Raw genomic sequence first — 25,224 nt, forward strand, 5'->3', positions numbered from 1 at the left:
TTGGCGCTTTATCAGCCCCAGTCGCTACCTGAGCCAGGTTTTGCTGCAGGAAACTAGAGACGTCGCCACCGCCGCCCAGACTGGGCCAGCAGGTCTTCGGCAGCCTTGGGCCCCCAGGTGCCGGCCTCATAGGTGTACAGCGGCGGCGCGGTATCATAGCCAGGTGGCGTCTCCCAGGCCGACAAAACGGGCGTTACCACCCGCCAGGCAGCTTCCACCTCGTCGGCGCGGGTAAACAGGGTGGGATCCCCCAGCAGGCAGTCCAACAGCAGGCGCTCGTAGGCATCTGGCGCGCTCGACCCAAAGGCTGTCCCGTAGCGAAAATCCATTTCCACCGAGCGGGTGCGGATCTCCGGCCCGGGCATCTTGGCCTCAAAACGCAAGGAGATGCCCTCGTTGGGCTGGAGGCGCAGCACCAGGATGTTGGGGCTCACCTCTCGCGTTGCCGAAGGAAAAAGGGATAGGGGCACCTGCTTAAAGAAGATGGCCACCTCGGAAACCTTCTTGGCTAGGCGCTTGCCCGTGCGCAGGTAAAAGGGCACCCCTTTCCACCGCCAGGTGTCGCATTCCAGCTTCAGGGCGGCATAGGTGGGGGTCTGCGAGTTGGGGTTGACATTGGGCTCTTGGCGATAGCCGGGCACTGGCCTGCCGCTAATCCAGCCGGGGCCATACTGGGCCCGCACCGCTGCGGCTGCCACGTTGCGAGTGTCGGCCAGACGGGTGGCCTGCAGCACTTTGGTCTTTTCATTGCGCACCCCATCGCCGCGCAACGAGACGGGCGGCTCCATGGCCGTCAGGCAATAGATCTGCATTAGGTGGTTCTGCACCATGTCCCGCAGGGCGCCGGCAGCGTCGTAGTAGCCGGCCCGATCCTCCACCCCTACCGTTTCCGCCACCGTAATCTGCACATGGTCGATGTAGTTGCGGTTCCAGAGAGGCTCAAAGATGGCGTTGGCAAAGCGGAAGACCAGCAGGTTTTGCACCGTCTCTTTGCCCAGGTAGTGGTCGATGCGGTAGACCTGCTCTTCCTGACAGATGCGCTGCACAAGGCGGTTCAGCTCCTGGGCCGAGGTGAGGTCGTGGCCGAAGGGCTTTTCAATCACCACCCGCGTCCTGGTTGGATCCGCCAGCATCCCCGCTGCCCCCAACTGCTGGAGGGCCTGGGCATAGAAGTCCGGTGCCACCGCCAGGTAAAACACGCGGTTGCCACGGGTGCCCCGCTCTTCGTCCAGTTGGCTGAGAAATTGCTTGAGGCGCAGGTAGCCCTCGGCATCGCCAATATCCAAGCGACAGTAAAACAGGCGGCTGGCAAAGTCTTGCCAGAGGGCTTCTGGCCCCAGATCTTGGGAGGCAAATTCCTTCAGGGCTGCCCGCATCTTGTCCCGATAGATCTCGTGGCTCCAGTCGCGGCGAGCCACCCCCACCAAGGTAAACTCCGGCGGCAGCCGTCGCTGGACAAAGAGCCGGTAGTAGGCCGGGATCAGCTTGCGGGCCGCCAGATCCCCGGAAGCGCCAAACTGCACCAGAATGCAAGGATCCGGAATGCGCTCTTGGTTGAGGCCAACGCGCAAGGGGTTTTCCGCCAGGGCCACCATAGAGTCGGCTCAGCTTGGGTGGATAGGGAGAGAGGAGCTAGGGCCGCAGAGAACCTTCCAGACAGCGCAGCACCTCTTCCACGTTCTCGCGGCTGCCAATGATGAGGGGCACCCGTTGGTGGAGAGAGTGGGGCACGATGTCCAGGATGGCCTCGGTGCCAGTGGTAGCCACGCCTCCTGCCTGCTCGGCCAAAAACGCCAGCGGGTTGGCCTCGTACATCAGCCGCAGCTTGCCCTCGGGTTTCTTCTGGGTACCGGGATAGAGATACACCCCTCCCTGCAACAGGATGCGGTGAAAGTCAGCCACCAGAGCGCCGCTGTAGCGGGAGGTATAGCTACCTTGGCGATGGGCGTAGCGGATGAAGTTTTGGATCCCCTCGCTCCACTGGCAGAAGTAGCCCTCGTTGAGGCTGTAGACGGAGCCACGTTCGGGAATGCGGATGTCGCTTTGGGAGAGGATGAACTCGCCCAAGCTGGGATCCAGCGTAAAGCTATGTACCCCCTTGCCGACGGAATAGACCAGTTGGGTGCTGGGGCCGTAGAGGATATAGCCAGCAGCCAGTTGCCGGCGGCCCGGCTGGAGGAGATCTTGGTGGTCAGCCTCAGGGCGATCCTCCAGGGGCTGAAGGACAGAGAAAATGGAGCCAACGCTGAGGTTGGCCTCGATATTGGAGGAGCCATCTAGGGGATCGACAAGCAGCGCCAGGCGGCTGAGGGAGCAGTTTTCCGGCAAGCGGGCCGGGGTTTTCATCTCTTCTGAGACCAGCCGACAGACTAGCCCTGTCTGCTCCAAAGCGCGGATGAAGGCCCGGTTGGCGTACTCGTCCATCCGCTGCTGTTCTTCCCCTTGGACATTGACGTTGCCGGTTACGCCCAGCGCTCCCTCGATGAGTCCTGCCTGGCTGAGGCGGCGGGCAATCATCTTGCCGGCCAGGGCAATGCGGTTCATTAGAGCACTGAAGTCCTGGGCCTCGGCGGTGAAGCTGCCAAACTGCTGCAAGACATGCCGGGAGAGGGTGAGCACATCCCGCGCTATCTCGCGTTCGGCGCTGCTGGGCATGACCGAGGGAGGAGAGCTGAGAACCATACGAGGCTTCCCCAAAGAAACGCCGAAACAAGGGATCCCTCGCTTCTAGCAAAGACTCTGTCTTGCTGACCTAGGTGGGAAGCTGGGATCCCTTCTACTAGGTAGGCTGGCCGATTCTCGGCGCAGGTGCCGGGAACTTACAGAGTTGCTTCAGATTTGGCTGGCCTTGCCGGGCTTTTGCTTCGGCTGGGCTGGCAAAAACAGGGCTCTCCTCTAGTCCTTGATTCACTAGACAATCAGCCACTTTGTGGCATGACCAACCTCCTGCCTTGACGGAGATGGGCTGAGCTAGTAGGCTTGCGAGTACATCTTTTCTGGTAGGCACTTTGCCTAGGCTAAAGTTGGCTCCGTATGAGCCGGTGTGCCTTATGGGGGCAAGGAGCAACTACCTGCAGCAAGGCCTACGGCCCGCTATCGCGATCGCGGGGAAGTGACGCCTGTGGAGATCCCTCTGGCGGGGTGGTAGGGGTGGACTCTGCCACTAGCTACGGGTCGTGGAAGCAGGAAGAAAGCGTCAACCTGGAGCAAAAGTCCGCTTTTGTCCAGCGTTGTATAAGTCTTTCAGAGCGGTAGGATGGGTTCTACTTGTATCCCAGCGGGGGCTTGTCGTCCCGCTCTGTTCCATGATGGCCAACCCTCCTTCTCCACTGCGCAGCCAGGTTATCACCCAAGGGGTGCAGCGCTCCCCCAACCGCGCCATGCTTAGGGCAGTGGGCTTTCGCGATGAGGATTTCGGCAAGCCCATTGTCGGCATCGCCAACGCCCACAGCACCATTACCCCCTGCAACATCGGGATCCAAGCCCTGGCAGAGCGGGCCGAAGCTGCCCTAAGGGAGGCCGGCTGCATGCCTCAAGTCTTCGGCACCATCACCATCAGCGACGGTATTTCCATGGGCACTGAGGGGATGAAATACTCCCTGGTGTCGCGGGAGGTGATTGCCGATTCCATCGAGACGGTGGTCAACGGCCAGAGCATGGATGGCCTCTTGGCCATCGGCGGCTGCGACAAGAACATGCCGGGGGCGATGATCGCCATGGCCCGCCTCAACGTGCCCTCTATCTTTGTCTATGGCGGCACCATCAAGCCCGGCCACTACAATGGCCGCGACCTCACCATTGTCAGCGCCTTTGAAGCGGTAGGGGAGTACAGTGCTGGCCGCATCTCTGAGGAAGAGCTGCTGGCAGTCGAGCGCCACGCCTGCCCCGGTGCCGGATCCTGCGGCGGCATGTACACGGCCAACACCATGTCCAGCGCCTTTGAGGCTATGGGCATGAGCCTGCCCTATTCCTCCACCATGGCCGCAGAAGACGAAGAAAAAGCCGAAAGTGCCGCTCAATCGGCCAAAGTCTTGGCCGAGGCCATCAAAGCTAATATCCGGCCGCGGGACATCATCACCCGCCAGAGCATCGAGAACGCCATTTCGGTCATCATGGCCGTAGGGGGATCCACCAACGCCGTGCTCCACTTCCTGGCCATTGCCCACGCCGCAGAGGTGCCCCTGACGCTGGATGACTTTGAGACCATCCGCGCCCGCGTGCCTGTTCTCTGTGACCTCAAGCCCTCGGGCCGGTTTGTAACCACTGATCTGCACCGGGCCGGCGGGATCCCGCAAGTGATGAAGATCCTGCTCAACCACGGCTTGCTGCACGGCGACTGCCTCACCATCTCTGGACAAACAATTGCCGAAGTCCTGCGGGACGTGCCGGACGAGCCCAGCCCAGATCAAGAGGTGATTCGCCCCTGGCATAGCCCCCTTTACCCCCAAGGGCACATAGCCATCCTCAAGGGCAACCTCGCGCCCGAAGGGGCAGTGGCCAAGATCAGCGGCGTCAAGAATCCGAAGATCACGGGGCCAGCGCGGGTCTTCAACTCGGAAGAGTCCTGTCTGGAGGCTATCCTCGCCGGCCAGATTCGACCAGGGGACGTAGTGGTGATCCGCTACGAGGGCCCTAAGGGCGGCCCTGGCATGCGGGAGATGCTCTCCCCCACTTCGGCCATCATCGGCGCTGGTCTAGGAGATAGCGTGGGGTTGATTACCGATGGCCGCTTCTCTGGCGGCACCTACGGCATGGTGGTGGGCCATGTGGCTCCTGAGGCCTATGTAGGCGGCCCCATTGCCCTTGTGGAAGAAGGGGATTTGATCACCATCGATGCCCCTGCTCGCCTCCTCCACCTGCATGTCAGCGAAGAGGAGCTGGCCAGCCGCCGCGCCCGCTGGGTTCCGCCTGAGCCCCGCTACAAACGAGGTATTCTGGCCAAGTATGCCAAGCTGGTCTCCAGCAGCAGCCTGGGGGCGGTGACCGATCTGAACTTGTGGGATTAGACGAGAGGGGAGTTCGGGCTGCTGGGCTTTCTCCTGGCACTACCCCCTCAAGAGCTCTCGCTGCTCAGCCTGCTGGAGTGAAGGGCCGCCAGCGGCTCCCATTGCTGGGCTTGCTGCTTAAGCCGCTTGATCAACTGCCTGCACACCACCTCGCACAGCTCAAAACAGACGGGATCTGCAATTTGGTAGTAGACACTCACGCCCTTGGGCTCGCGGCTGACGATCCCTGCCTGCGCCAGGATCTTGAGATGTTTGGAAACGTTGGCCTGGCCCATGCCAGTGGCCTCTAGGATTTGGGTGACGTTCTTGGGCCCCGAGCGCAACTGACACAGGATCTGCAGGCGGCTGGGCTCCGCCAAAACCTTGAAGTACTCCGCCACGCTGGTCAGCACTTCTGGCGTCAGGGTCAACTGGCGCTCGTCTTTGCCGCCTTTCGCGAGCTCGTCCCCATCCATAGACCGTCTTGAGGGCTGTGCTGACTTGATTTTAACACTAAATGGTTATATAGTGTTCCTGGAGGCCCAAGCTATGTTCAGGTCTTTGCCAACAAACAGAAGGGTAACATGCTATTTCGCCAACTGTTCGACGCCGAGACGAGCACTTACACCTACTTAGTTGCAGACCCAAACACCCGCGAGGCCGCGCTGGTGGATCCCGTGTTGGAGCAGGTGGAGCGGGACTTGAAGTTAATTCGAGAGCTGGGTCTGACGTTGAAGTACTGTCTCGAGACCCACGTTCACGCCGACCACATCACCGGCACGGGCAAGCTGCGCGAGTTGACCGGCTGCCGAGGGGTGGTGCCAGCCCAGGCCAAAGCCCAATGTGCCGACCGCTTCATTGGCCACGGGGAAACGCTGCAGGTGGGATCCATCACCATCGAGGCCATCGCCACCCTGGGCCACACCGACAGCCACATGAGCTATCGCGTCCATGGGGATCGCGTTCTCACCGGAGACTCCTTGCTCATTCGCGGCTGTGGGCGCACGGATTTCCAAAGTGGAGATCCTGGCCTGATGTACGACCACGTTACGCAGCACCTGTTTACCCTGCCAGACGAGACGCTGGTCTATCCCGGCCACGACTACCGTGGGCACACCGTCTCCACCATTGGCGAAGAGAAGCGCTGGAACCCCCGCTTTGTGGATCTACAGACGGGCAAGCTGCGTTCGCGGGAGAGCTTCATCGCCTTGATGAATAGCCTCAACCTGCCTCAGCCCAAAAAGATCCAGGAAGCCCTGCCCGCCAACGAGCAGTGCGGCCAAGTGGCAGCAGCGGTTTAGTTGGAGGCTGTAAAGCCTGCTGAGCTAGCTAGACTTCTCTGAGCCGGCTGGTCAGAAGGGGGAGGGTTGAGAGTGGATCCAGAAAGTCTCTATGAGAAGGATTTCTATGCTTGGACTCAGCAACAAGCTCAATTTCTGCGGGAGCGGGCTTGGGAGAAGCTAGACCTGCCCCATTTGATTGAGGAGACAGCGGCAAGAGCTGCGCAACCAGCTGGGGGTTTTGGTGGGGCACCTCCTGAAATGGGAGTATCAGCCGCAGGCTAGATCGGTAAGCTGGCTTCTCACCCTACAGGTGCAGCGGCAGGAAGTTCTGGATCTGCTGGAGGAAAGCCCAAGCCTGAGGCCCTATTTGCCGGAGGCCATCGCCAAGTCTTACCTGAGGGCGCTCCAGCTAGCCCTGGAAGAGACCAAGCTGCCCAGAAAGACTTTTCCCAAGACGTGTCCTTACGCTCCCGAGCAAATCCTGGATAGCCAGTTTTACCCTGGCGAGCCCAGCAGGTTGCTTGAGGAAGAAGGTTAGTTACCCGAGGAGGAAACCGATGACTGTAGCCCGACAAAATCCTACGCCTTCCGCTCAGCAGGAACGGGATCCCCGTCTCAAGGAGATCGACGCCCTGACCTTAAAGCAGTGGCTGGATCAAGGGCGGGTACAGCTCATCGACGTGCGGGAGCCGGGAGAATATGCCGATGAGCGGATCCCAGGGGCGATCAACATGCCTCTATCTACCTTTGACCCGGCCAGGGTGCCGGCCTCGACGCCGGAAAAACCGGTGGTGTTGCAGTGTCGCATGGGCAGTCGCTCCATCCGCGCTGCCTGTCAGTTGCTAGACCACGGCTGGCCGGAGGTGCTTAGTCTAAAAGGCGGGATTGAGGCTTGGAAGGCTGCCAAGCTGCCCACCACCCGCACCCGCAACGCGCCCATTTCGCTAATGCGGCAGGTGCAAATTGCGGCGGGATCCCTGGTGCTCACCGGAACCTTGCTGGGAGCCTTTGTCCATCCGGCCTGGCTGGTGTTGAGCGGCTTTGTGGGAGCTGGGCTGGTGTTTGCCGGGATCACCAACACCTGTGGTCTGGCGCTGCTTTTGGCCCGCATGCCCTGGAACCGAGGTCAGGCCCTATGAGCGGGATCCCTTCCCCCCAGAGAATCCTGGCGCGCTACCTGCCCTTTACCAGGGATTCCTTGTGGTGGCTTCGGTATCGGCCAGAGGATCTGCCAGGGGATCTCATGGCCGGACTGGTTACAGCCCTTCTCCTAGTGCCCCAGAGCATGGCCTATGCGCTGCTGGCCGGGCTGCCTCCCCAGACAGGTCTCTACACCGCTATCCTGCCGGTCATCGCCTACGGCTTTCTAGGATCCAGCCGGGCTTTGTCGGTGGGGCCGGTGGCCATCATCTCCTTGCTGGTGGCATCGGGCTTGGAGCCGCTGGCTGAGCCGAGCAGCCCGGAGTATGGCCGGTTGGCGCTGGGCTTGGCTCTAGAAGCGGGCCTGATCCAGGTAGGGGTAGGGCTACTGCGGCTGGGGTTTTTGGCCAATTTCTTGAGCCGCTCGGTGGTAACGGCCTTTGGCAGCGCCGCAGCCCTAATCATCGCCTTCAGCCAGCTCCGCCATCTGTTGGGGGTGAAGATCGCCAACACCGAGTCCTTCTGGCTGATGCTGCAACGGCTTTGGCAGAGCCTGGAGGGGGTAAACTGGGTCACTCTGGGGCTGGGGCTGTTGGCCATCACCCTCTTGGTGTACGCCCAGCAGAAGCTCCCCGCTCAACTGCGCCGCTGGGGGATCCCACCCCTCTGGGGCCTACTTCTCACCAAGGGCGCGCCGCTGGGAGCCGTCTTCCTGACCACGCTGCTGGTGTGGGGGTTGAACCTCTCGGAAAGAGCAGGAGTGGCGGTGGTGGGATCCATTCCGGCGGGTTTGCCCCCCCTGACCTTCCCCTGGCTGAGCTGGCCAGAGTGGCGAGCTTTGCTGCCCACAGCCTTGGCCATTAGCTTGGTGGGCTTTACAGAAAGCTATGCGGTAGGTCAGTCGCTGGCCAGCCAGCGGCGGCAGAAAGTGGATCCCAACCAGGATCTAGTGGCCCTGGGGGTGGCCAACCTGGCCGCAGCCACAAGTGGTGGCTACCCGGTAACGGGTGGGATCAGCCGCTCAGTAGTTAACTTTCAGGCCGGGGCCAACAGCGGCCTGGCTTCGGTGGTGACGGGATCCCTGATAGCCCTGGCAGTGAGCTGGCTGATGCCTCTGTTTACCTTCCTGCCCCAGACGACCCTAGCAGCTATTGTGCTGGTGGCAGTGCTGGGACTGGTGGATTTTCACCCCTTGCTGCAGAGCTGGCGCTACGACCGCGGCGATGCCTTGGTTTGGTTGGTTACCTTTGCCAGCGTGCTGGGGATCGGGGTGGAGCCGGGGATTGGGCTGGGAGTGCTGGTGTCTATCCTCCTCTTCCTCTGGCGGGCCAGCCGTCCCCACATCGCCATTGTCGGCCAGGTGCCTGGCACCGAGCACTACCGCAACGTGCTGCGCCATGAGGTGCTTACCGATCCGCGCATCCTGGCAGTGCGGGTGGATGAAAGCCTGTTTTTTGCCAACGCCGCCTACCTGCAGGAGTATCTGCTGCAAGAGGTGGCAGCGCGGCCAGCAGTGGAACAGGTGCTGCTGGTGGCCAGCGCCATTAACTTCATCGACGGCAGCGCTTTGGAGGTGCTGACTCAGTTGGTGGAACGTCTGCGCCAAATGGGGGTGGGCTTTGCCCTGGCCGAGGTGAAGGGGCCGGTGATGGATCGCCTCAAAATGGCGGGGTTTGTGGAGAAAGTGGGCGCCGAGCGCTTCTTCTTGTCCACCCACCAGGCGATGCAGGCTCTCAAGTCCCAGGTGACCTCTATGCCGGCAGCCGCTTCCGGATGAGCACAATCGGCGTTTGCTCTGCCGCATTGCCCGCCGGGTTCTTGCGCAGAGCCTGCTCAACCAGTCCCCGCTCCACACCTGGGCTGGCCGCCAAGACGTTGACTTCGCCTAGGTCGTTGGCATCCACAATGGCCACCTCGTAGCCGGTCTGGGCGTGGAGCTCGGCCACCAGCTTGGCTGGATCCCGTGGTCCCAAGACAATGAACTGGTCATAGGGGGGCAAGGTGCCGGTGACATCGTCGATGAGATCCGCCTGCTCCCCCGCTAGGGCATAGAACACCCCTGGGATCCCCAGCAATTTGGCTAGGGATCCCACCACAAAAGCCCCCAGCACCCGCCAAGCCCCCGAGGAGTCGATGAGCGTCTGCATGCCATAGCAGCTTGAGAGACTGGTCTTGGAAGGGAAGAAGTAGCAGAGGGTGCGGGCCAGCCAGCCGGGCTGCACCTGCAGGGGATGGCGAAAGTGGCCCTGGACAATGGCCGCCGCGCTTTCCGAGATGGCCACAATATCGCCGGGCTGGATATGAGGGCCCACGTAGCGACGCAGCACCTCGGCTAAGTCATCGCTGGGGGTGAGCAGATGGGTGGGAATGGCAGCCCAACTCACCGGCCCCTGCTGCTGCCAGCACAGCTCCGCCAAGGGATCCACTTCCTGCAGCGGCAAGATGAGGTGGCTAGTCTTGAGGGTACGCCGCTGCCGCCCGTACTGGACGTAGTCCAGCTCTAGCCAGGCCGAGCGCAAATCTGCCAGTCCTTCCCCCCCTAGTTCAATCTCGACTTCTAGGCCAGTCTGGCTTTGGGGGGTGATGATGTAAGCCTGCCAGTAGTTGTCTTGGCGAGGAGGCAAGTCGGGGTGACGGGAGCGGAGGCGAATTTGGGTATGGATCCCCTCGACGGAGCTGGTGCTGAGCAGATGCAGTCGCGGCTCCACCTGGGCCAAGGTGACCTCAAAAAGGGGGTTGAGATTGCGGGCCACGAAGTCAGCCTGGATGAGCCAGCGGTCGGGGCTGAGGCGGTTGAGGCGCCAGCTCTGCGGCTCCACCACCAAGCAGTCGGCGGGGCGGGTTCTCAGCCAGTACAGCAACGTCCCCCCGCTCAAGAGCAGGCCAGCCGCCACCTGGATCCAGGCCGAGGGATCCCACAGCCAACGCCCGATCCCCCAGAAGCTCAAGAGCACCCCACCCAGTACCCCGGCCACCACACCTCGGCTCACCGTCCGGATTGTTGCCATCGGGATCCCACTCCTTCGTTAAGCCCTGCTAAAGCCTCTCCCTTCCTTCAAGTTCGCTCCCTAGACTACAGGTACCGGCCAAGCCCTAGCCCTCCTACCGGCAAGCCGAAAGCAAGCTGTAGCAGAATCTCTACCCACATTTCCATCTCAAACACTTAGACTGCAAATAGGTTGCATTCTTTGGTTGCCATGGCCCAGAAACAGTGGTTCAAAAGCTTTGACGACATGATCCAGGGATCCAAAACTCCCATTCTGGTGGATTTTTACGCCACCTGGTGTGGTCCCTGTCAGGTAATGGCGCAGGTGTTGGAGCAGGTGAAGCCCCAGGTGGGGGACGCCATTGCTTTCGTGAAGGTAGATATAGACAAGTACCCCAACATTGCCGCTCGCTGGGGGATCTACGCCGTGCCGACCCTCATCTTGTTCAAGGACGGGAGGCCGGTTGACCGCATCGAGGGACTGCTGCAGCCTCGCGCCTTGGTGGAGCGGTTGCGGGCGCAGGTCAATCTGTCGGTAGGCTAGGTCCCGGCCGACGGCTAGTTCCTGGATAGGCAGCGGGGGCGGCACTAGGTCTTTGCCAGGGCTTGAGGGCTATTTGGGTGTGCCAGTTCTACACGTCCACCTGCCGGGAGAGGTGCCCTACCGCAAAGCCTGGGCTTGGCAACGGACCAGACTGACCCAGATGATCCGCAATCCCCAGCTACCGGATGGGCTACTGTTGCTTACCCACCCGCCGGTGTACACCCTGGGGGCAGGGGCTGATCCCAAGTTTCTCAAAAGCCTCCCTGGACAGATAGGATCTCCGGACACTCAGCCAGAGTCCCCTGCTACTGGAGGGCCGGAAATCCTGCGGGTGGAGCGGGGCGGCGAAGTGACCTACCACGGGCCAGGGCAGTGGGTGGGGTATGCAATCCTCAACCTCAAACGCCACTGTCTGGATATCCACTGGTACCTACGCCAACTGGAGCAGGTGGTCATCGAGACTGTGGCTTACTTTGGCTTGAGGGGGGAGCGGATCCCTGGCCTAACGGGGGTTTGGGTGGAAGGGCACAAAGTGGCCGCCATTGGCATCAAGGTCTCCCGCTGGATCACCTACCACGGCTTTGCCCTCAACGTTTGTCCAGATCTAGCTGCCTTCGAGGCCATCGTGCCCTGTGGGATCCCTGACCGACCTGTGGGATCCCTGGTGCAGTTTTGTCCGGAGGTGACGATGGCTGCCGTGGCCCCAGTCCTGGTGAAGTCTTTTTGTGAAGTCTTCGGGCTGCAGGCCCAGGCAGTTTCCCTAGAGGAGTGGCTGGGGGGCAAGGAAGAAAGCTGAACTTAGCCGGTTGCTTACTCCACCCCCAATTGGCGCAGCAGTTGCTGAATGATGGTTTGATCGGCAAAGTTGCCGCTTTTGGAAAAGAGAGCCAACGCCTGGCGAAAGTCGGCCATAGCGGCCTCTCGCTTCCCCATTTGCAGGTGGGCTATCCACGGCTGAAGTAGGCTTCTGGGATCCCCGGATCCAACTGGATGGCCCGCTCGGCATCGGTCAGAGCTTCTTGGGGCTGGCGCAAGGAGTTGTAAACGTAGCTGCGGTTCACGTAGGCTGGCGCATAGGTGGGATCCAACTGCACTGCTCGATCCAGATCTGCCAAAGCTGCCACCGGATCCCCCCGCAACAACTTGAGGGATCCCTGCCAGTTGAACTCAGAAGCCGTTTTTGGGCCTGAAGTGCTCTCAGCAGGAGTTGGCCAAGAGAGAGCAGGGGCAGCAGCCAAGAATGCTGTTAGGAAACTGATCAGGGCCACCCTTCCCAATCGACGCTTCATTGGCTCTGCACTGCTAAGGATCCCAAGCCACTCCAGCATAAACTGTCGGCAAGAGGGGCAACTCTTGAACCTCAATTGGACTTAAAAGGAAAGCTTCTGGAATAGATGAGAAACGGGTAGGGCAAATCCTGGAATGACTTCTTCACCCTCGAGAAGATCTACCGATTTGAGGAGACGATCGGGCTCTTCAGAGCTGCGATACACCAGGATGTAGTGCTCAATGGGGTGGACGAGCCAAACCAGGCGGCTGCCATTTTCAAAGTACTCCACCAGCTTGTCATGAATTTCTTCGATTGTATTGCCGGAAGAGAGCACTTCAACAGCCAGATCGGGGGCACCCTCTAAAAATCCTATGGGCAGTTCGGTCATGCCCTGCAAGCGTTCTTTGGCAAAAAAAGAAATGTCAGGGGAGCGCCAATTGCCACTCTTCATCTTAAAAGCAGTGCTGGAATCTAAAACGACTCCCAGCTTCTTGGACAAAACGTAGGAGGTTAAAGCTGACAATAGGAGACTGCAAACATAACCATGGAGTGCCCCTGCGCTTCCCATATCAATTGGCTTTCCATCAACAACTTCATAGCGATGCCCCTCTTTGGACAACGCCATGAAAGCTTCCGCTGTCCAAGATCTTCCTTCCTGGGTTAGCGCAGCTCCAAGGGTCATCTGCAAACTCCCTGTTGCTTCTAGGTCAATTTCCCGCTCTTAAACAGTCTGGCGGCAGCGTAGGTCAAAGCTGCGGGGATAACTCAAGCGGGGAGGCCAAACGCTAGAATAGCTTGGCTTATCCTATCGTACTGACGGAAAAGGCACCTTGATCGAGCGCTACACTCTGCCGGAAATGGGCCAGATCTGGTCCACCGCCCACAAGCTCCAAACCTGGCTGCAGGTAGAACTGGCCGTTTGTGAAGCCCAGGCGGAGCTGGGGCGGATCCCTCAAGAGGCCCTGCAGGAGATCAAAGCCAAAGCTGCCTTTGACCCAGCACGGGTTTTGGAAATTGAGGCGGAAGTGAAGCACGACGTCATCGCCTTCTTGACCAATCTCAACGAGCACGTGGGTGAGGCGGGACGTTACATCCACCTAGGCCTGACCAGCTCGGATGTGTTGGATACAGCCCTGGCCCTGCAGCTAGTGGCCTCTGTGGAGCTCCTGCAAGCTCGCCTAGCAGATCTCATCGCTGCGCTGCGTGAGCAAGCTCGGCAACACCGCTACACCCTCATGATTGGCCGCACTCACGGCGTCCATGCTGAACCCATCACCTTTGGCTTCAAGCTGGCCGGCTGGCTAGCCGAGTGCCTACGCCACCAGGAGCGCCTGGCGCGCCTGCGGGAGGTGGTGGCGGTGGGCAAGATCTCTGGGGCTGTGGGCACCTACGCCAATGTGCCCCCCCAGGTGGAGCAGTTGGCCTGCGCCCGCTTGGGCCTCAAGCCGGATACGGTCTCAACCCAGGTGATCTCGCGGGATCGCCACGCTGAGTATGTGCAGACTTTGGCCTTGATTGGGTCTTCCCTGGAGCGCTTTGCCACCGAGATCCGCCACCTGCAGCGGACGGAGGTGTTGGAGGCCGAAGAGTACTTTGCCCCCGGCCAAAAAGGCTCCTCCGCCATGCCTCACAAGCGCAACCCCATCAAAGCGGAACAATTGACAGGGATCGCCCGCCTGCTAAGGGGGTACGCCCTCTCGGCCCTGGAAAACATCCCCCTCTGGCATGAGCGGGACATCTCCCACAGCTCGGTGGAGCGGGTAATCCTGCCCGATGCTTCCATTCTCTGCCACTATTTGCTGGTCAACATGGCGGATCTAGTGCGCCACTTGCAGGTTTACCCTGCCAACATGGAGCGCAACCTCACCCTCTACGGCGGTGTTGTCTTCAGCCAGCAGGTGCTTTTGGCTTTAGTGGAAAAGGGCTTGAGCCGTGAGGAAGCCTACCGTCTTGTCCAAGAGAATGCTCACCGCGCCTGGAACCAGCCTGGCGGGGATTTCCGCGCCAATTTGCTGGCAGATCCCCGGGTGATGGCTCACCTGAGCGAGGCGGAGTTGCAGGCCTGCTTCGACCCGCAGCGGCACCTTACCCACCTAGACGAGATCTTTGCCCGCCTAGGCATTTGAGGATCCCCTATGGTTTGGCAGCGGCAGCACGTTTTGGGCCTGGCGGATTTTACTCCGGAAGAATACCAGATCGTTTTGCAAACCGCCGCCAGCTTTCAGGAAGTGTTGACCCGGCGGCTGCCCAAGGTGCCCACCCTGCAGGGAAAGGTGGTAGTGACGCTGTTTTTCGAGCCTTCCACCCGCACCCGCAGCAGCTTTGAGCTGGCGGCCAAGCGCCTGTCAGCCGATGTGCTCAACTTTTCCCCCGGCACTTCTTCCCTGGCCAAGGGGGAAACCATTCTGGATACAGTTCGCACCTTCTTGGCCATGGGCTCCGACGTGCTCATCGTCCGCCACGCCCAGGCCGGGGTGCCGCAGCAGTTGGCCGCCGAGATCGACCGGCGCGGATCCCATACGGGGGTGTTGAATGCGGGAGACGGCCTGCACGAACACCCCACCCAAGGGCTGCTGGATTTGTTTACCCTCTGTAGCCATCTGGATCCCCAGCGGCCTCGCCTCGAGTTGCTCCAGGGGGTGAAAGTGGCCATTGTCGGCGACATCCTCCACTCGCGGGTGGCTCGCTCCAACATCTACGCCCTGGTGGCTGCTGGCGCAGACGTCCACCTGGCCGGCCCACCTACCCTGCTGCCGAAAGACTTTGCTCAGTTTGTGCCCGGCCATACCCTGCCAGTGCACTGGCAGTTGGAGCCAGCCCTGGAAGGAGCCCGCTTTGTCATTGCCCTGCGCTTGCAGCAAGAGCGGATGAGCGAATTCCTCCTCCCCAGCTTGCAGGAATACCACCACCTTTTCGGCCTCACCCGGCAGCGGCTGCGCCTGTGCCACCCAGAAGTAAGGGTCTTACACCCCGGTCCGGTTAACCGCGGCGTCGAACTCAGTTCTGAGGTGATGGAGGACCCCGACCTCAACCTCATCGAGCGGCAGGTTGCCCACGGCGTGGCGGTGCGCATGGCGCTGCTGTACCTGATGGGGGGCGGGCGGATCCCAGCCTAGAGCCCAGCTCTACCGCTAGTCTGGCTTGCTGGCGGCTCCTTGTTGGTAATGATGGGATCAAGACCTTACCCCTAGAGAGGATCCCTATGACCATGGTCGCCGCTGAAAAGCTGCAGGGCTTGCTCTCGGAGCTGGCCGACATTGAAACCATTACTGATCCGTCAGAAGTGGCCAAGTTGTCCCTGGACTTTTACCACTACAGCCCTGTGCTCAGCCGGCAGTTGAGCGACAAGCGAGGGGATGTGGTGGTGCGCCCAGCAAACGAACAAGAGGTCAAGCGAGTGGCAGCAGCCTGTGCCAAGTGGCGGCTTCCTCTCACCGTACGGGGCGCGGGCACTGGCAACTACGGCCAGTGCATTCCCCTAGCTGGCGGCGTGATCCTAGAGATGAGCAAGCTCAATCAGGTGATCTGGGCCAAGCCGGGGCTAGCGCGGGTGCAGGCAGGGATCAAGCTGGCTGCAATTGACAAACACACCCGCGAGATGGGTTGGGAGATCCGCATGGCTCCTTCCACCTACCGCACAGCCACCATCGGCGGCTTCATTGCCGGGGGCAGCGGCGGCATTGGCTCCGTTACCTACGGCCAACTGCTGGATCGAGGAAACATTCTAGGACTGCGGGTGGTGACGGTGGAGGAAGAGCCGCGGACTCTGGAGCTGCGGGGAGACGACGTGTTCAAAGTCAGCCACGCCTGGGGCCTCACCGGGATCATCACCGAGGTGGAGATCCCCCTGGCGCCGGCTTACCCGTGGGCAGAGCTGATTGTAGCCTTCCCTCCTGAGGGGGGGTTTATGCCCTGCGCCCGGTTTGGCCAGGCTCTAGCCGCTGCCGATGGCATCCTAAAAAAACTCATCAGCCTGCATGCTTGGCCGATCCCCAGCTATTTCGCGCCGCTACGGGGTTATTTGCCGGAGGGATCTGCGGTAGCCCTGTTGATGGTGGCCGAATGCAGCCTGGAGCCGCTGCTAGAGCTCATCCGGGAGCATGGCGGCCAGGTGGTCTACAACAAAACGGCCCAGGAGGCCGCCAAAGGGATCTCGCTGGGGGAATTCTCCTGGAACCACACCACTCTGCACTGCCGCAGCGTGGATCCCAATTTGACCTATCTGCAGTCGATTTTCCCGCCTGACCGGGAGCTGAAGCTGGTGCAGCATCTATACGAGTACTTTGGCGACGAAGTGCTGATGCACTTGGAAATGATTCGCCTTGGCGGACAGGCCATCCCCGTGGGTCTCCAAATTGTCCGCTTTACCACCGAAGAGCGGCTCAACGAGATCATGCGCTACCACGAGGCCCAGGGAGTGTTCATCGCCAACCCCCACACCTTCATCCTCGAAGAAGGAGGCCGCAAGGTGATGGATCCGCGCCAGGTCCGTTTCAAAGAAGAGGTGGATCCCTATGGGCTGCTCAACCCGGGCAAGACGCGCACCTGGCAAGGCCGAGCCTCTGCTTAAAAGGGGGAAGGCAGATGCTGGGGCAATAGCAGCAGCAAGGGCGGGAGAAACAGCCAAGCTGCCACTGCCACAGAAGCCAGCGCTGCCACCAACACTGCCCCAGCAGCACAGTCTTTGGCAACTTCTGCCAGCAGGTGATAGCGACTGCCCAAGGTGAGATCCACCACTGCTTCTAGGGCAGTATTCACCAGCTCGAGAGCCATCACCAGACCACTGGTCAGGCTGATCAAGGCCATCTCCACGGCGCTCAACCGCAGGGCCAGGCCCAAGCCAAAGGCCAACACCGCTGCCAGGAGGTGGATGCGAAAGTTGCGCTGGGTGCGAACGGCGTACAGCAAGCCCCTGCCCGCATAGTAAAAACTCTTGCCCAGGTTGGTGGCCACGCACCAAGAAAGGGGGCGCCGCCAGGGATCCTCCCTTGGAGACTCAACCGGGGCCATAGAATCATCTGCCAAGCGCAGGGGCGAGGGAAAGCGACTAGGGCTGTCGGCCATGAGCCACCTCCAAATCTTCTTGGATGGCAGCAAGCAGGTTTTGCTGTTGCTGTAGCATGCGCTGTAGGGAAAGTTCATCGGGGTGATCCCACCCCAGAAGATGCAGCAGCCCGTGACTGGCCAGCCAGGCCAGTTCGTGGGATAGTGAGTGTCCTTGCGCCTTGGCCTGGGCGCAGGCGGTAGGCACAGAAATCACAATATCCCCCAGTAGACGCACTCCTGTTAGCTTCTGCACCTCCACAGGAGCAGCCATTTCCTCAGCGGCAAAGGCCAGCACATCGGTGGGGGCGTCGATGTGACGAAACTCGCGGTTGAGCTGGCGAATGCGTTCGTCGGAAGTAAGGCAGAGGCTGAGTTCGCAGGGATCCGTCACCCCCAGCTTACCCAACCAAACCTCAAACCAACGTCGCCAAGTGGCCTCCTCAATGGGGCTGGGGACCTGCAGCTCCAGGTACAGATCCAGAAACCCCTCCATGCAGCTCTCGCTCACACCATGCCCCCTATTCTACTGGCTTGCTCAAGTTAAGCTCGGCTTGGGAGCTGGGGCTGCCTTTCTCTGTTCGACAAGCTGCGCCAGCGCTTGCCGTAGCCGATTTTCCAACCTCTGTTGGCTATCGTTAAACAACTCCGCCGGGAACAGATCCCCAGCAATGCCGACGGCCCAGGCCCCTGCCCGCAAGTACTCCGCAGCATTGGCTAGGGTAACCCCGCCGGTTGGGATCAAAGGCAGGGATCCCAGCACTGGCTGGAGGTGGCGCAAGTAGCGGGGCCCTCCCAGGCTTTCTGCTGGAAACACCTTCACTGCCGCTGCCCCTGCTTGCCAAGCTCTCCAGATCTCGCTGGGGGTGAGCGCACCGGCAACGATGGGCAGCCCCACCTCCTGGCCCCAGCGGATGAGGTTCTCGTCGGTGAAGGGGCAAACACAGAACTGGGCTCCTGCCTGCCAAGCTTGCTCTGCCATCTGCCGATTGAAGACACTGCCCACCCCTACCCAACACTGCGGGTACTCCTGTCGCAGGTGGCTAACTAGCTGCAAATACTGGGGAACTTGCGTGGTGATTTCGATGTGGCGGATCCCGGCTCGGATGGCCAGAGTGGCCCCCGCCAGGGCTTGGGCGTGGCTGGCCAAGAGGCGAATCACGGCAATCAAGGGCTGCTGCCATAAGTCAAGTAGCCAGAGGTGCTGTGACCCATTCCTGAAACTGCGTTCAGAACTCTCGAAGGCCATCTTTTGCAGTTGCCCAGCTTAGGTTTACCACCATTTTCTGCACTGGAGCCCGGTTTTGCCTTACCAGCCAGTAGCCTGATAGGTCGCAAACGACCGCCCTTGGTATCTTTAGGGGCGGTAGCTGCTGAGAGTGGGGGGAGCGATGAGTCTCAGGAGGAAGGCAAGCAGCCTAAAGGCATGGGCAATTCTGGGGTTGCTGGCCCTCCTGCTGTGGGGAGGATGGATGAGGGTTGCTCCATCGCAGGCGCAGAGTGTCTACCAACTGCAACAGCGGCAGCAGCACATCCAACAGCAAATCCAGCGCACCCGGCGCCGTCTTGGGGAGCTGCGCCAAGCCGAAGAAGAAGCCCGCCGGCGCATGGGATCCCTGCAGCGAAACCTTCAACAGACCGAAGTTAGCCTGCGGGACAACCAATACCGGCTGGAGCAAGCCCAGAAAGGGCTAGAGCAAGCGCAGCAAGAGCTGCAGGCGCTGGAAGAGCGCCTGAGACGGCAGCAACGGGGTACGGCTGCCCGCTTACGCTACATGCAGCGGCAGGGATCTGAACAGTGGTGGGCTTTGCTGCTCACCAGCCGTGACCTCAACGAGTTTTTTGACCGCCGCCACCAATTGCAACTGTTGATCGAGGCGGATCGGCAGTTAATCCAAAAGCTGCAGGCGATGGCCAAGGAGGTGGAGCAACAGCGCATTGCCCTGGAGGCGCAGCGCAACGAGATCTCCCTAATCCTGCAGGAGCTGGCGGCTCAGAAAAACCAACTGCAGCAGCAGGCTGCCCTCCAAGAGCAGCTCATAAGCCGCTTGGCCAAAGAGCGTGCTGCCTACGAGGCAGCCCAACGGCGTCTGGAAGCCGACTCCCAACAGCTGACCCGTCTCATCCAATACCTGATCGCCCAACAGGCTCAGCAGCGAGGGGGCAGGGATCCTGTTCAGGGAACAGGCCGGCTGATCCCACCGGTGCACGGGCCGATCACCAGCGGCTTTGGCTGGCGGGTTCACCCCATCTATGGCATCCGCCGCTTCCACACCGGGATCGATTTTGGTGTGCCCACTGGCACCCCCGTGAGAGCGTCAGACCGAGGCACCGTCATCTACGCCGGCTGGTACGGCGGCTACGGCTACACGGTCATTGTCAACCACGGCGGCGGTATCACGACCCTCTACGCCCACAACAGCCGCATCACCGCAGGGGTAGGCCAAAAGGTTCAGCGCGGGCAAGTCATTGCTGCTTCCGGCTCCACTGGCCTTTCCACCGGCCCCCACGTTCACTTTGAGGTGCGAGTCAACGGCCAGCCGGTCGATCCCCGCCGCTATCTGTAGAGCAACGCCTCTGCCGGCAGGGGCTGCAGGGATCCCGCCTGCAAAAGCCAGCGCACATCGGCAATAGCAGACAGCTCCTCTGGGTCGTGGGAAACCACCAGCACCGTCCAAGTGGATTTCAGCCGGGCCAACAGCTCGATCACCTGCTGTCGCACCGACCAATCTAGCCCCGCTGTCGGCTCATCCAGCAGCAGCAAAAGGGGGCCGCGAACAAGCTGCACCGCCAAGGCCAGGCGCCGCTGTTGCCCGCCACTGAGGCGGTTGGGGGAGCTCTGGAGAGGGATCCCTTCTAGTCCCACTTGTTTGAGGGCGTTCTCAACTTCCTTTGGGGTCAGCTCCGGGTGGCCAAAGCGCATTTCTTCCAGCACCGTCAGGCCACAGAAGTGCCGCTCAGGAAACTGAAACACCAGCCCTGCCAGGCTGCGCAGCTGCTGAGGAGAGAGCTCTGTTCCTCCCCAGGCAATCCGCCCGCGTGTGGGCCGCGCCAAGCCGGCCAAAATTTCCAGCAGGGTGCTTTTGCCAGCCCCACTTTTGCCCACAATCAGCCCCAACTGGTTCAAGCCCAGCTCAAAGGAGAGATCGCGAAGAATCGGCTGGGGAAGGGCTGCCGGATGGTAGAAAAGGTGCTGCACCTGCAACATGGGCGCCTGAGCTGGGAGAGTTGAAGACTAAAGCCATTCTTCTAGGCGCCCAAGTTGATCCCGGAAGCCATAGGTGAGTTCGCGGTACCACTCCCGCAGCTCAAATTGATCCACAGCCCGCCGCAAAGCTTCTTGCGACCGCTCGATTGGGCGCAGGGCGGCAGGTGGGATCCCTTCTTGGGCAGCCCATTGTTCAAACAGAGCCAGCTCCGTTTGCAGGTAGAGAATAAGATTGGCCACATCCTGAGGATGGGGGTAGTGAGTGGCATCTGGCATAGAGGACTTAACCAGCGGAACTAGCTCCATTTTGGCCAAGAATCCACTCTGCTGCCGCCCAAACCCAACAAGATTCGGGAGGAGGTTTTCTCCGCCCCTGCCTACTTCCGCGAGATAATACAAGGGAAAACGCTCACTGCTGTCACTCATGACCCAAAAGCTTTTGTTCGTGTGTCTGGGCAACATCTGCCGTTCTCCCGCTGCTGAGGGAATCACCAACTACTTGCTGCGCAGCAGCGGCTACGAAGGAGCCATCCTTTGTGACTCGGCAGGGACAGCCGCCTATCACATTGGCAGCCCACCGGATCGGCGCATGCGTCAGGTTGCCCAGCGCTACGGGCTAGAGCTGCAGGGCCGGGCCCGCCAAATCCATCCTCTGGATCTGCGGGAGTTCGACTTGATCCTGGCCATGGATCGGCAAAATTACCGAGATATCCTGAGCCTAGATCCCCAGAGGAAATACGCCGAGAAGGTGCGCCTAATCTGCAGCTACTGTCGCTCTCACACCGATGAAGAAGTTCCAGACCCGTACTATGGGGGCGAGGCTGGGTTTCACTATGTCATCGAGCTACTTTGGGATGCCTGCAGCGGTCTCCTAGAGTCGCTAATCCCTGGGATCCAATGCCCGCCGTTGCCAACCCAGCCTTCTCAGCCTTCTGCATCCCCTCCTGCTGCATAGACAGGCTTGCTAGGTAAGCCCTAGAATGGTCAGCTAATGCCTAGGAGCTTCTCTACAACAACCAGTCCCTCGCAGGAAATTCTTTACCAGCCGGAAGTGTACTTTTTGTAAGGGTGGAGCTATGACCTCTCCCACAGCAACTTTGGGTTACCCCCGAATTGGTAAAAATCGTGAGCTGAAGAAGGCACTGGAGTCCTTTTGGAGTCAAAAATCTGACGCGACTAGTCTCCAGCAAAGCCTGCAACAGGTGATGTTGGCCAACTGGCAAACCCAGAAAGATGCAGGTATTGACCATATCGGTATTGGGGACACTTCTCTCTATGACTTAGTTCTGGACTGGATTGTATTTTTGGGACTGATCCCCAAGCGGTTTCGCCACTTGTCAGGTCTTGATCAGTACTTTGCCATGGCCCGAGGGAAAGAGAACATCCCGGCCCTGGAAATGACCAAGTGGTTTGATACCAACTACCATTACCTAGTGCCAGAGATCGACGAGGATACTCAACCTAAAGCGGATTTTTCTAGTTTCCTGGAAGTAGTTAACCAAGCACAAAGCCTTCTGGGACAAAGAGCTGTTCCCATCATTCTTAGCCCCGTAACCCTACTTTGCCTGAGTCGCCTCAAGGGAAGTTTGCAAGAGCATTTGCATCGTTTACTGCCCTTGTATGCTGAGTTGCTGAGGCAGCTCGCTGCGCGTGGCGTTACTGAAGTGCAGTTCCACGAGCCAATCTTAGTTACAAGCCGAGCAGAAGCCCTAAGAGAAGCAATTACAACCACGTATACCCAATTGGCCACTGCGGAGGTTCCAATTCACCTTGTAACCTATTTTGACGACTTGGGGAACACCTATCCCTGGGTTGTGGAATTGCCAGTGGCAGGCATTGGTCTAGATTTTACGCGGGGGAACAATTTAGAACTTCTGCAGACATATGGCTTTCCCCCGAGCAAGCAATTGGGCGTGGGTCTGGTTGATGCGCGCAACGTCTGGAAAATTCGTCCCCAGCGGGTGCTTTCTATCCTAGAGAGCATCCAAAAGGTTACCACCAATTTGCGAATTCAGCCTTCTGCGTCCTTGCAATTTGTGCCCTATGATGCCCGACGGGAAACCCACCTGCCCACTCCTCTGCGTCAAGTGCTGAGTTTTGCAGAACAGAAGCTAGAGGAAGTTGTCCTCCTGGCCCAGGGAGGTTCAGCAGCCCAAGAGCAACTGGCTGTCATTGAAGCCCAGTGGCAGGAATTTGCCCAGTTTAGCCCCCCAAATCCAACTGTACGGGAGCGAGTTCGCCAGATAACCCCCCAAAGCCTGGAGCGTGCTCTACCCTACGACCAACGCCGCCCTCTGCAGCCTCAACTGCCCTTTTTGCCCACCACCACCATTGGCTCGTTTCCCCAAACTGAGGAAGTACGACAACTGCGGGTCAAGCGCAAACGGGGTGAGATCACTCAGGCGGAGTACGAAGCAGCCATTGATGCGGAAATTGCCCGTTGCATCCGGTGGCAAGAGGAGGTGGGGCTAGACGTTTTGGTTCACGGGGAATTCGAGCGCACCGATATGGTGGAGTTTTTCGGGCAACAGCTAGAAGGCTTTGCCTTTACAGAACACGGCTGGGTGCAGAGCTACGGTAGCCGTTGCGTACGTCCACCCATTATCTATGGTGACGTGGCACGCCGCCAGCCCATGACGGTGCGGGAGTTTCGTGTGGCCCAATCCCTGACTTCGAAAATTGTAAAAGGGATGTTAACAGGGCCCGTAACCCTATTGAACTGGTCTTTTGCACGGGACGATCTCCCAAGACGGGAGCAGGCAATGCAAATTGCTTTGGCATTGCGGGATGAGGTGGCTGACCTGGAGGCTGCAGGCGCCAAGATGGTGCAAATTGATGAGCCAGCCCTGCGGGAGGGTCTACCCCTAAAGCAAGAACGTTGGGACGAATACTTATCTTGGGCAGTGGATGCTTTTCGCTTGACTGCAGGCGTTGCTAAGCCGGAAACCCAAATTCACACCCACATGTGTTACTCAGAGTTTGGTGACATCATGCCCCACATTCAGCGCTTGGATGCAGATGTACTGTCCATTGAAAATAGCCGCAGCAACAACGAAACCCTGCGACAAATTGCGGAGGCAGGCTACCAACATCAAGTGGGGAATGGAGTTTACGATGTCCACAGCCCGGTAGTACCCACTGTGGAGCAGATCGTTCAACAACTGAAGACCGCTATGGAGCTTCTGCCACTGCAGCAAATCTGGGTAAATCCTGACTGTGGACTGAAAACCCGCCGCTGGGAGGAGGTCATCCCTGCTTTGAAGAACATGGTGGCAGCAGCAAAAACGCTGCGGGAAGAAATCTCTTCCTCAGCCCAGTAAAACGGCTTGCCGCCATAGAGAGAAGGCGGTGGTGGCAAGCTAGAGGGTTCTGCTACAGGCCACTACACCGCCTCTACTTTGCTATTCAGTTGGCAAGGGCTAACGGTGGACGTCCTTCTGGCGCTAGCTTGATAGGCTACCACTTAAGCAGGTTAAATCTCTCCATATCAATGGTGGCGCGATTGCGGTAGATCCCGAGCACAATGGCCAAGCCTACAGCGGCCTCAGCAGCAGCCACGGTGATGACAAACACCGAGAACACCTGGCCGCGAATCAGAGCTGAATCGACAAAGTTGGAGAAGGCCATAAAGTTGAGGTTCACCGCATTGAGCATCAGCTCAATGGACATCAGCACCCGAATGGCATTGCGGCTAACGATCAACCCATAGATGCCAATGCAAAAGAGGATCGCTGCTACTACCAAGAAAAACTGCAGTTGCAACATCGCAAGAGACTCCGATGGGTAGAGAGGGGTATGAGACCAGCTCTAACGGGTGCTCACTAGCTCTGCTTGCCGTTCTGACTCCGATTCAAGCTGGGGCCGGGCCCGCTCCAGCAAGCTGAGATCCCCCTGTTGGGCTTGGGGAACGACAAACTCGCGACGCGCCAGCACAATGGCCCCGATCAACGCCATCAGCAGCAGAACGGAGGCCAGCTCAAACGGCAACAGATAATCGCTAAAGAAATGCCCCCCGATCACCATAGCGCTGCTTAGAGGCTGGATTGGCTGCAGAGGCCAAGGAGTGTTGAAGGCCATCACCGTAAGCAGGGCAAACAGACCCAAACACACTGCCGCTGTCACTCCATTGCGCAGCCAGCCCAGCTTCAGAGGGGCAAAGGTGTAGCGCCGGTTCACCAGCATAATGGCAAACAGGATCAGTACGTTGACGGCGCCGACGTAGATCAAAACTTGGGCGGCAGCCACAAAATCGGCATTCAAGAGAAGGTACAGCCCGGCTATGCTCAGGAAAACGCCCCCCAAGAGAAAGCCGGAATAGACGATGTTAGGGGCCCAAACCACTCCCAGGGCAAAGCCAATGGCCATTGCCGAGAGCACCCCAAAGCTAACCAGTTGTACGCCTTCTGCAAGGGTCATGGGATCTTCTCTATCGCTGCTCCCTTACCACTGTACTGCCCTGGCGGACTGAGGAAAAGCCCAACTCCCTTGTTCAATCCATAGAGAAATCCCTAGAGTCAGGTCTCACCAACTGCCGCCTGCTCCGCCGCCGCTGCTGCTACCGCCACCGAAGTCTGAATCTCCACCGAAGTCTGAATCTGTGTCTGTGTCGCTGAGCTCGGGGATGACCACCTCTCGCTCGCTGCGGTACCCGCAGATAGGACAGCTCAGGATTTCCAGCTTCAAGCCGCTAGAGGAATAGGTGGCTTCCCTGAGAACCTGGGTGGTGAGGTCAAGGGTGAGAGCTTGACACCGGGGGCAATAGAGG

At 59.6% G+C, this 25,224-nt stretch carries 26 protein-coding genes and 2 pseudogenes; 13 read left to right on the top strand and 15 right to left on the bottom strand.

Annotated features, from left to right (window positions below):
• Window positions 1–53: 53 nt before the first annotated feature.
• Together zwf and fbp are read right to left on the bottom strand one after the other, a co-directional pair.
• Entirely contained in the window at window positions 54–1,595 is a 1,542-nt protein-coding gene (zwf, locus tag NW860_RS03065; protein WP_414512322.1) for a glucose-6-phosphate dehydrogenase, read from the bottom strand.
• A gap of 37 nt (window positions 1,596–1,632) precedes the next feature.
• Entirely contained in the window at window positions 1,633–2,655 is a 1,023-nt protein-coding gene (gene fbp, locus NW860_RS03070; RefSeq protein WP_414512360.1) for a class 1 fructose-bisphosphatase, read from the bottom strand.
• Window positions 2,656–3,308: 653 nt separating this feature from the next.
• On the opposite strand from fbp, the gene ilvD reads away from it, so the two are divergent.
• A complete protein-coding gene (gene ilvD / locus NW860_RS03075; RefSeq protein WP_414512324.1) occupies window positions 3,309–5,006 on the top strand; it encodes a dihydroxy-acid dehydratase in 1,698 nt (565 codons plus the stop codon).
• Window positions 5,007–5,053: 47 nt separating this feature from the next.
• On the opposite strand, the gene NW860_RS03080 is transcribed toward ilvD, so the two are convergent.
• Complete coding sequence (locus NW860_RS03080; protein WP_414411357.1) at window positions 5,054–5,461, bottom strand: ArsR/SmtB family transcription factor; 408 nt, start codon at window positions 5,459–5,461, stop codon at window positions 5,054–5,056.
• A 108-nt stretch (window positions 5,462–5,569) separates the two neighbouring features.
• Here NW860_RS03080 and NW860_RS03085 point away from each other — a divergent pair, with 108 nt between their 5' ends.
• From NW860_RS03085 to NW860_RS03100, 4 genes and pseudogenes are all read left to right on the top strand, one after another.
• On the top strand, window positions 5,570–6,286 hold the full coding sequence (locus tag NW860_RS03085; RefSeq protein ID WP_414394071.1) for an MBL fold metallo-hydrolase: 717 nt from the start codon (window positions 5,570–5,572) through the stop codon (window positions 6,284–6,286).
• A 72-nt stretch (window positions 6,287–6,358) separates the two neighbouring features.
• Window positions 6,359–6,806 (top strand): annotated as a pseudogene (locus tag NW860_RS03090) (DUF29 domain-containing protein).
• 19 nt (window positions 6,807–6,825) lie between these two features.
• Window positions 6,826–7,407: a rhodanese-like domain-containing protein gene (locus NW860_RS03095; protein ID WP_414394067.1), complete on the top strand. Its 582-nt coding sequence runs from the start codon at window positions 6,826–6,828 to the stop codon at window positions 7,405–7,407.
• 59 nt (window positions 7,408–7,466) lie between these two features.
• Complete coding sequence (locus NW860_RS03100) at window positions 7,467–9,185, top strand: SulP family inorganic anion transporter (protein WP_414512327.1); 1,719 nt, start codon at window positions 7,467–7,469, stop codon at window positions 9,183–9,185.
• Here NW860_RS03100 and NW860_RS03105 read toward each other — a convergent pair.
• Entirely contained in the window at window positions 9,160–10,416 is a 1,257-nt protein-coding gene (locus NW860_RS03105) for a hypothetical protein (RefSeq protein WP_414512329.1), read from the bottom strand. The two genes, NW860_RS03100 and NW860_RS03105, sit on opposite strands and share 26 nt — an antisense overlap.
• 189 nt (window positions 10,417–10,605) lie before the next feature.
• Between NW860_RS03105 and trxA the strand changes: the two genes are divergently transcribed.
• The gene (trxA, locus tag NW860_RS03110) at window positions 10,606–10,938 is read left to right on the top strand and encodes a thioredoxin (protein WP_414394061.1); all 333 of its coding nucleotides are present in this window, start codon (window positions 10,606–10,608) and stop codon (window positions 10,936–10,938) included.
• A gap of 79 nt (window positions 10,939–11,017) precedes the next feature.
• The gene (gene lipB, locus NW860_RS03115; protein ID WP_414425063.1) at window positions 11,018–11,734 is read left to right on the top strand and encodes a lipoyl(octanoyl) transferase LipB; all 717 of its coding nucleotides are present in this window, start codon (window positions 11,018–11,020) and stop codon (window positions 11,732–11,734) included.
• A gap of 14 nt (window positions 11,735–11,748) precedes the next feature.
• Here the strand turns inward: lipB and NW860_RS03120 are convergent, their stop codons facing one another.
• The 3 genes from NW860_RS03120 to NW860_RS03130 form a co-directional block, all read right to left on the bottom strand.
• Window positions 11,749–11,871 (bottom strand): hypothetical protein, encoded by a 123-nt coding sequence (locus NW860_RS03120; protein WP_414512331.1) that lies wholly within the window; start codon window positions 11,869–11,871, stop codon window positions 11,749–11,751.
• 11 nt (window positions 11,872–11,882) lie between these two features.
• Complete coding sequence (locus NW860_RS03125; protein ID WP_414512333.1) at window positions 11,883–12,227, bottom strand: tetratricopeptide repeat protein; 345 nt, start codon at window positions 12,225–12,227, stop codon at window positions 11,883–11,885.
• A gap of 81 nt (window positions 12,228–12,308) precedes the next feature.
• Window positions 12,309–12,890, bottom strand: coding sequence for a Uma2 family endonuclease (locus tag NW860_RS03130; RefSeq protein ID WP_414512335.1), 582 nt, complete (start codon window positions 12,888–12,890; stop codon window positions 12,309–12,311).
• 148 nt (window positions 12,891–13,038) lie between these two features.
• On the opposite strand from NW860_RS03130, the gene purB reads away from it, so the two are divergent.
• The 3 genes from purB (at window position 13,039) to NW860_RS03145 (ending at window position 16,778) form a co-directional block, all read left to right on the top strand.
• Complete coding sequence (gene purB / locus NW860_RS03135) at window positions 13,039–14,334, top strand: adenylosuccinate lyase (RefSeq protein ID WP_414394053.1); 1,296 nt, start codon at window positions 13,039–13,041, stop codon at window positions 14,332–14,334.
• Window positions 14,335–14,343: 9 nt separating this feature from the next.
• Window positions 14,344–15,324 (top strand): aspartate carbamoyltransferase catalytic subunit, encoded by a 981-nt coding sequence (locus NW860_RS03140; protein ID WP_414394051.1) that lies wholly within the window; start codon window positions 14,344–14,346, stop codon window positions 15,322–15,324.
• Window positions 15,325–15,410: 86 nt separating this feature from the next.
• A complete protein-coding gene (locus NW860_RS03145; protein WP_414512337.1) occupies window positions 15,411–16,778 on the top strand; it encodes an FAD-binding oxidoreductase in 1,368 nt (455 codons plus the stop codon).
• On the opposite strand, the gene NW860_RS03150 is transcribed toward NW860_RS03145, so the two are convergent.
• From NW860_RS03150 to eda, 3 genes are read right to left on the bottom strand one after another with little or no spacing between them, the layout of a single operon-like run.
• Complete coding sequence (locus NW860_RS03150) at window positions 16,775–17,218, bottom strand: diacylglycerol kinase family protein (RefSeq protein WP_414394048.1); 444 nt, start codon at window positions 17,216–17,218, stop codon at window positions 16,775–16,777. The genes NW860_RS03145 and NW860_RS03150 overlap by 4 nt on opposite strands.
• Window positions 17,219–17,255: 37 nt before the next feature.
• The gene (gene ybeY / locus NW860_RS03155; protein WP_414512340.1) at window positions 17,256–17,747 is read right to left on the bottom strand and encodes an rRNA maturation RNase YbeY; all 492 of its coding nucleotides are present in this window, start codon (window positions 17,745–17,747) and stop codon (window positions 17,256–17,258) included.
• Window positions 17,748–17,789: 42 nt separating this feature from the next.
• Window positions 17,790–18,422: a bifunctional 4-hydroxy-2-oxoglutarate aldolase/2-dehydro-3-deoxy-phosphogluconate aldolase gene (gene eda, locus NW860_RS03160; RefSeq protein WP_414411365.1), complete on the bottom strand. Its 633-nt coding sequence runs from the start codon at window positions 18,420–18,422 to the stop codon at window positions 17,790–17,792.
• A 301-nt stretch (window positions 18,423–18,723) separates the two neighbouring features.
• Here eda and NW860_RS03165 point away from each other — a divergent pair, with 301 nt between their 5' ends.
• On the top strand, window positions 18,724–19,818 hold the full coding sequence (locus NW860_RS03165) for a murein hydrolase activator EnvC family protein (protein WP_414512342.1): 1,095 nt from the start codon (window positions 18,724–18,726) through the stop codon (window positions 19,816–19,818).
• Here the strand turns inward: NW860_RS03165 and NW860_RS03170 are convergent.
• Both NW860_RS03170 and NW860_RS03175 read right to left on the bottom strand, forming a co-directional pair.
• On the bottom strand, window positions 19,809–20,459 hold the full coding sequence (locus NW860_RS03170) for an ABC transporter ATP-binding protein (RefSeq protein ID WP_414404902.1): 651 nt from the start codon (window positions 20,457–20,459) through the stop codon (window positions 19,809–19,811). The genes NW860_RS03165 and NW860_RS03170 overlap by 10 nt on opposite strands.
• A gap of 27 nt (window positions 20,460–20,486) precedes the next feature.
• On the bottom strand, window positions 20,487–20,735 hold the full coding sequence (locus tag NW860_RS03175; protein WP_414404903.1) for a hypothetical protein: 249 nt from the start codon (window positions 20,733–20,735) through the stop codon (window positions 20,487–20,489).
• 148 nt (window positions 20,736–20,883) lie between these two features.
• Between NW860_RS03175 and NW860_RS03180 the strand changes: the two genes are divergently transcribed.
• On the top strand, window positions 20,884–21,414 hold the full coding sequence (locus NW860_RS03180) for a low molecular weight protein-tyrosine-phosphatase (protein ID WP_414411367.1): 531 nt from the start codon (window positions 20,884–20,886) through the stop codon (window positions 21,412–21,414).
• A 121-nt stretch (window positions 21,415–21,535) separates the two neighbouring features.
• Window positions 21,536–23,779, top strand: coding sequence for a 5-methyltetrahydropteroyltriglutamate--homocysteine S-methyltransferase (metE, locus tag NW860_RS03185; RefSeq protein WP_414512345.1), 2,244 nt, complete (start codon window positions 21,536–21,538; stop codon window positions 23,777–23,779).
• A 136-nt stretch (window positions 23,780–23,915) separates the two neighbouring features.
• Here metE and nuoK read toward each other — a convergent pair whose 3' ends face one another.
• The 3 genes and pseudogenes from nuoK to NW860_RS03200 all read right to left on the bottom strand — a co-directional run.
• On the bottom strand, window positions 23,916–24,221 hold the full coding sequence (gene nuoK / locus NW860_RS03190; protein ID WP_414394380.1) for an NADH-quinone oxidoreductase subunit NuoK: 306 nt from the start codon (window positions 24,219–24,221) through the stop codon (window positions 23,916–23,918).
• Between the two features lie 45 nt (window positions 24,222–24,266).
• Window positions 24,267–24,875, bottom strand: a complete 609-nt coding sequence (locus NW860_RS03195; RefSeq protein WP_414394032.1) for an NADH-quinone oxidoreductase subunit J — start codon at window positions 24,873–24,875, stop codon at window positions 24,267–24,269.
• Between the two features lie 105 nt (window positions 24,876–24,980).
• Window positions 24,981–25,224, bottom strand: a pseudogene (locus NW860_RS03200) (TPM domain-containing protein); the annotation flags it as partial.

Origin of the sequence: Synechococcus sp. F70.1, assembly GCF_047502745.1 — a bacterium.
In the GTDB taxonomy this organism is placed as follows: domain Bacteria; phylum Cyanobacteriota; class Cyanobacteriia; order Thermostichales; family Thermostichaceae; genus Thermostichus.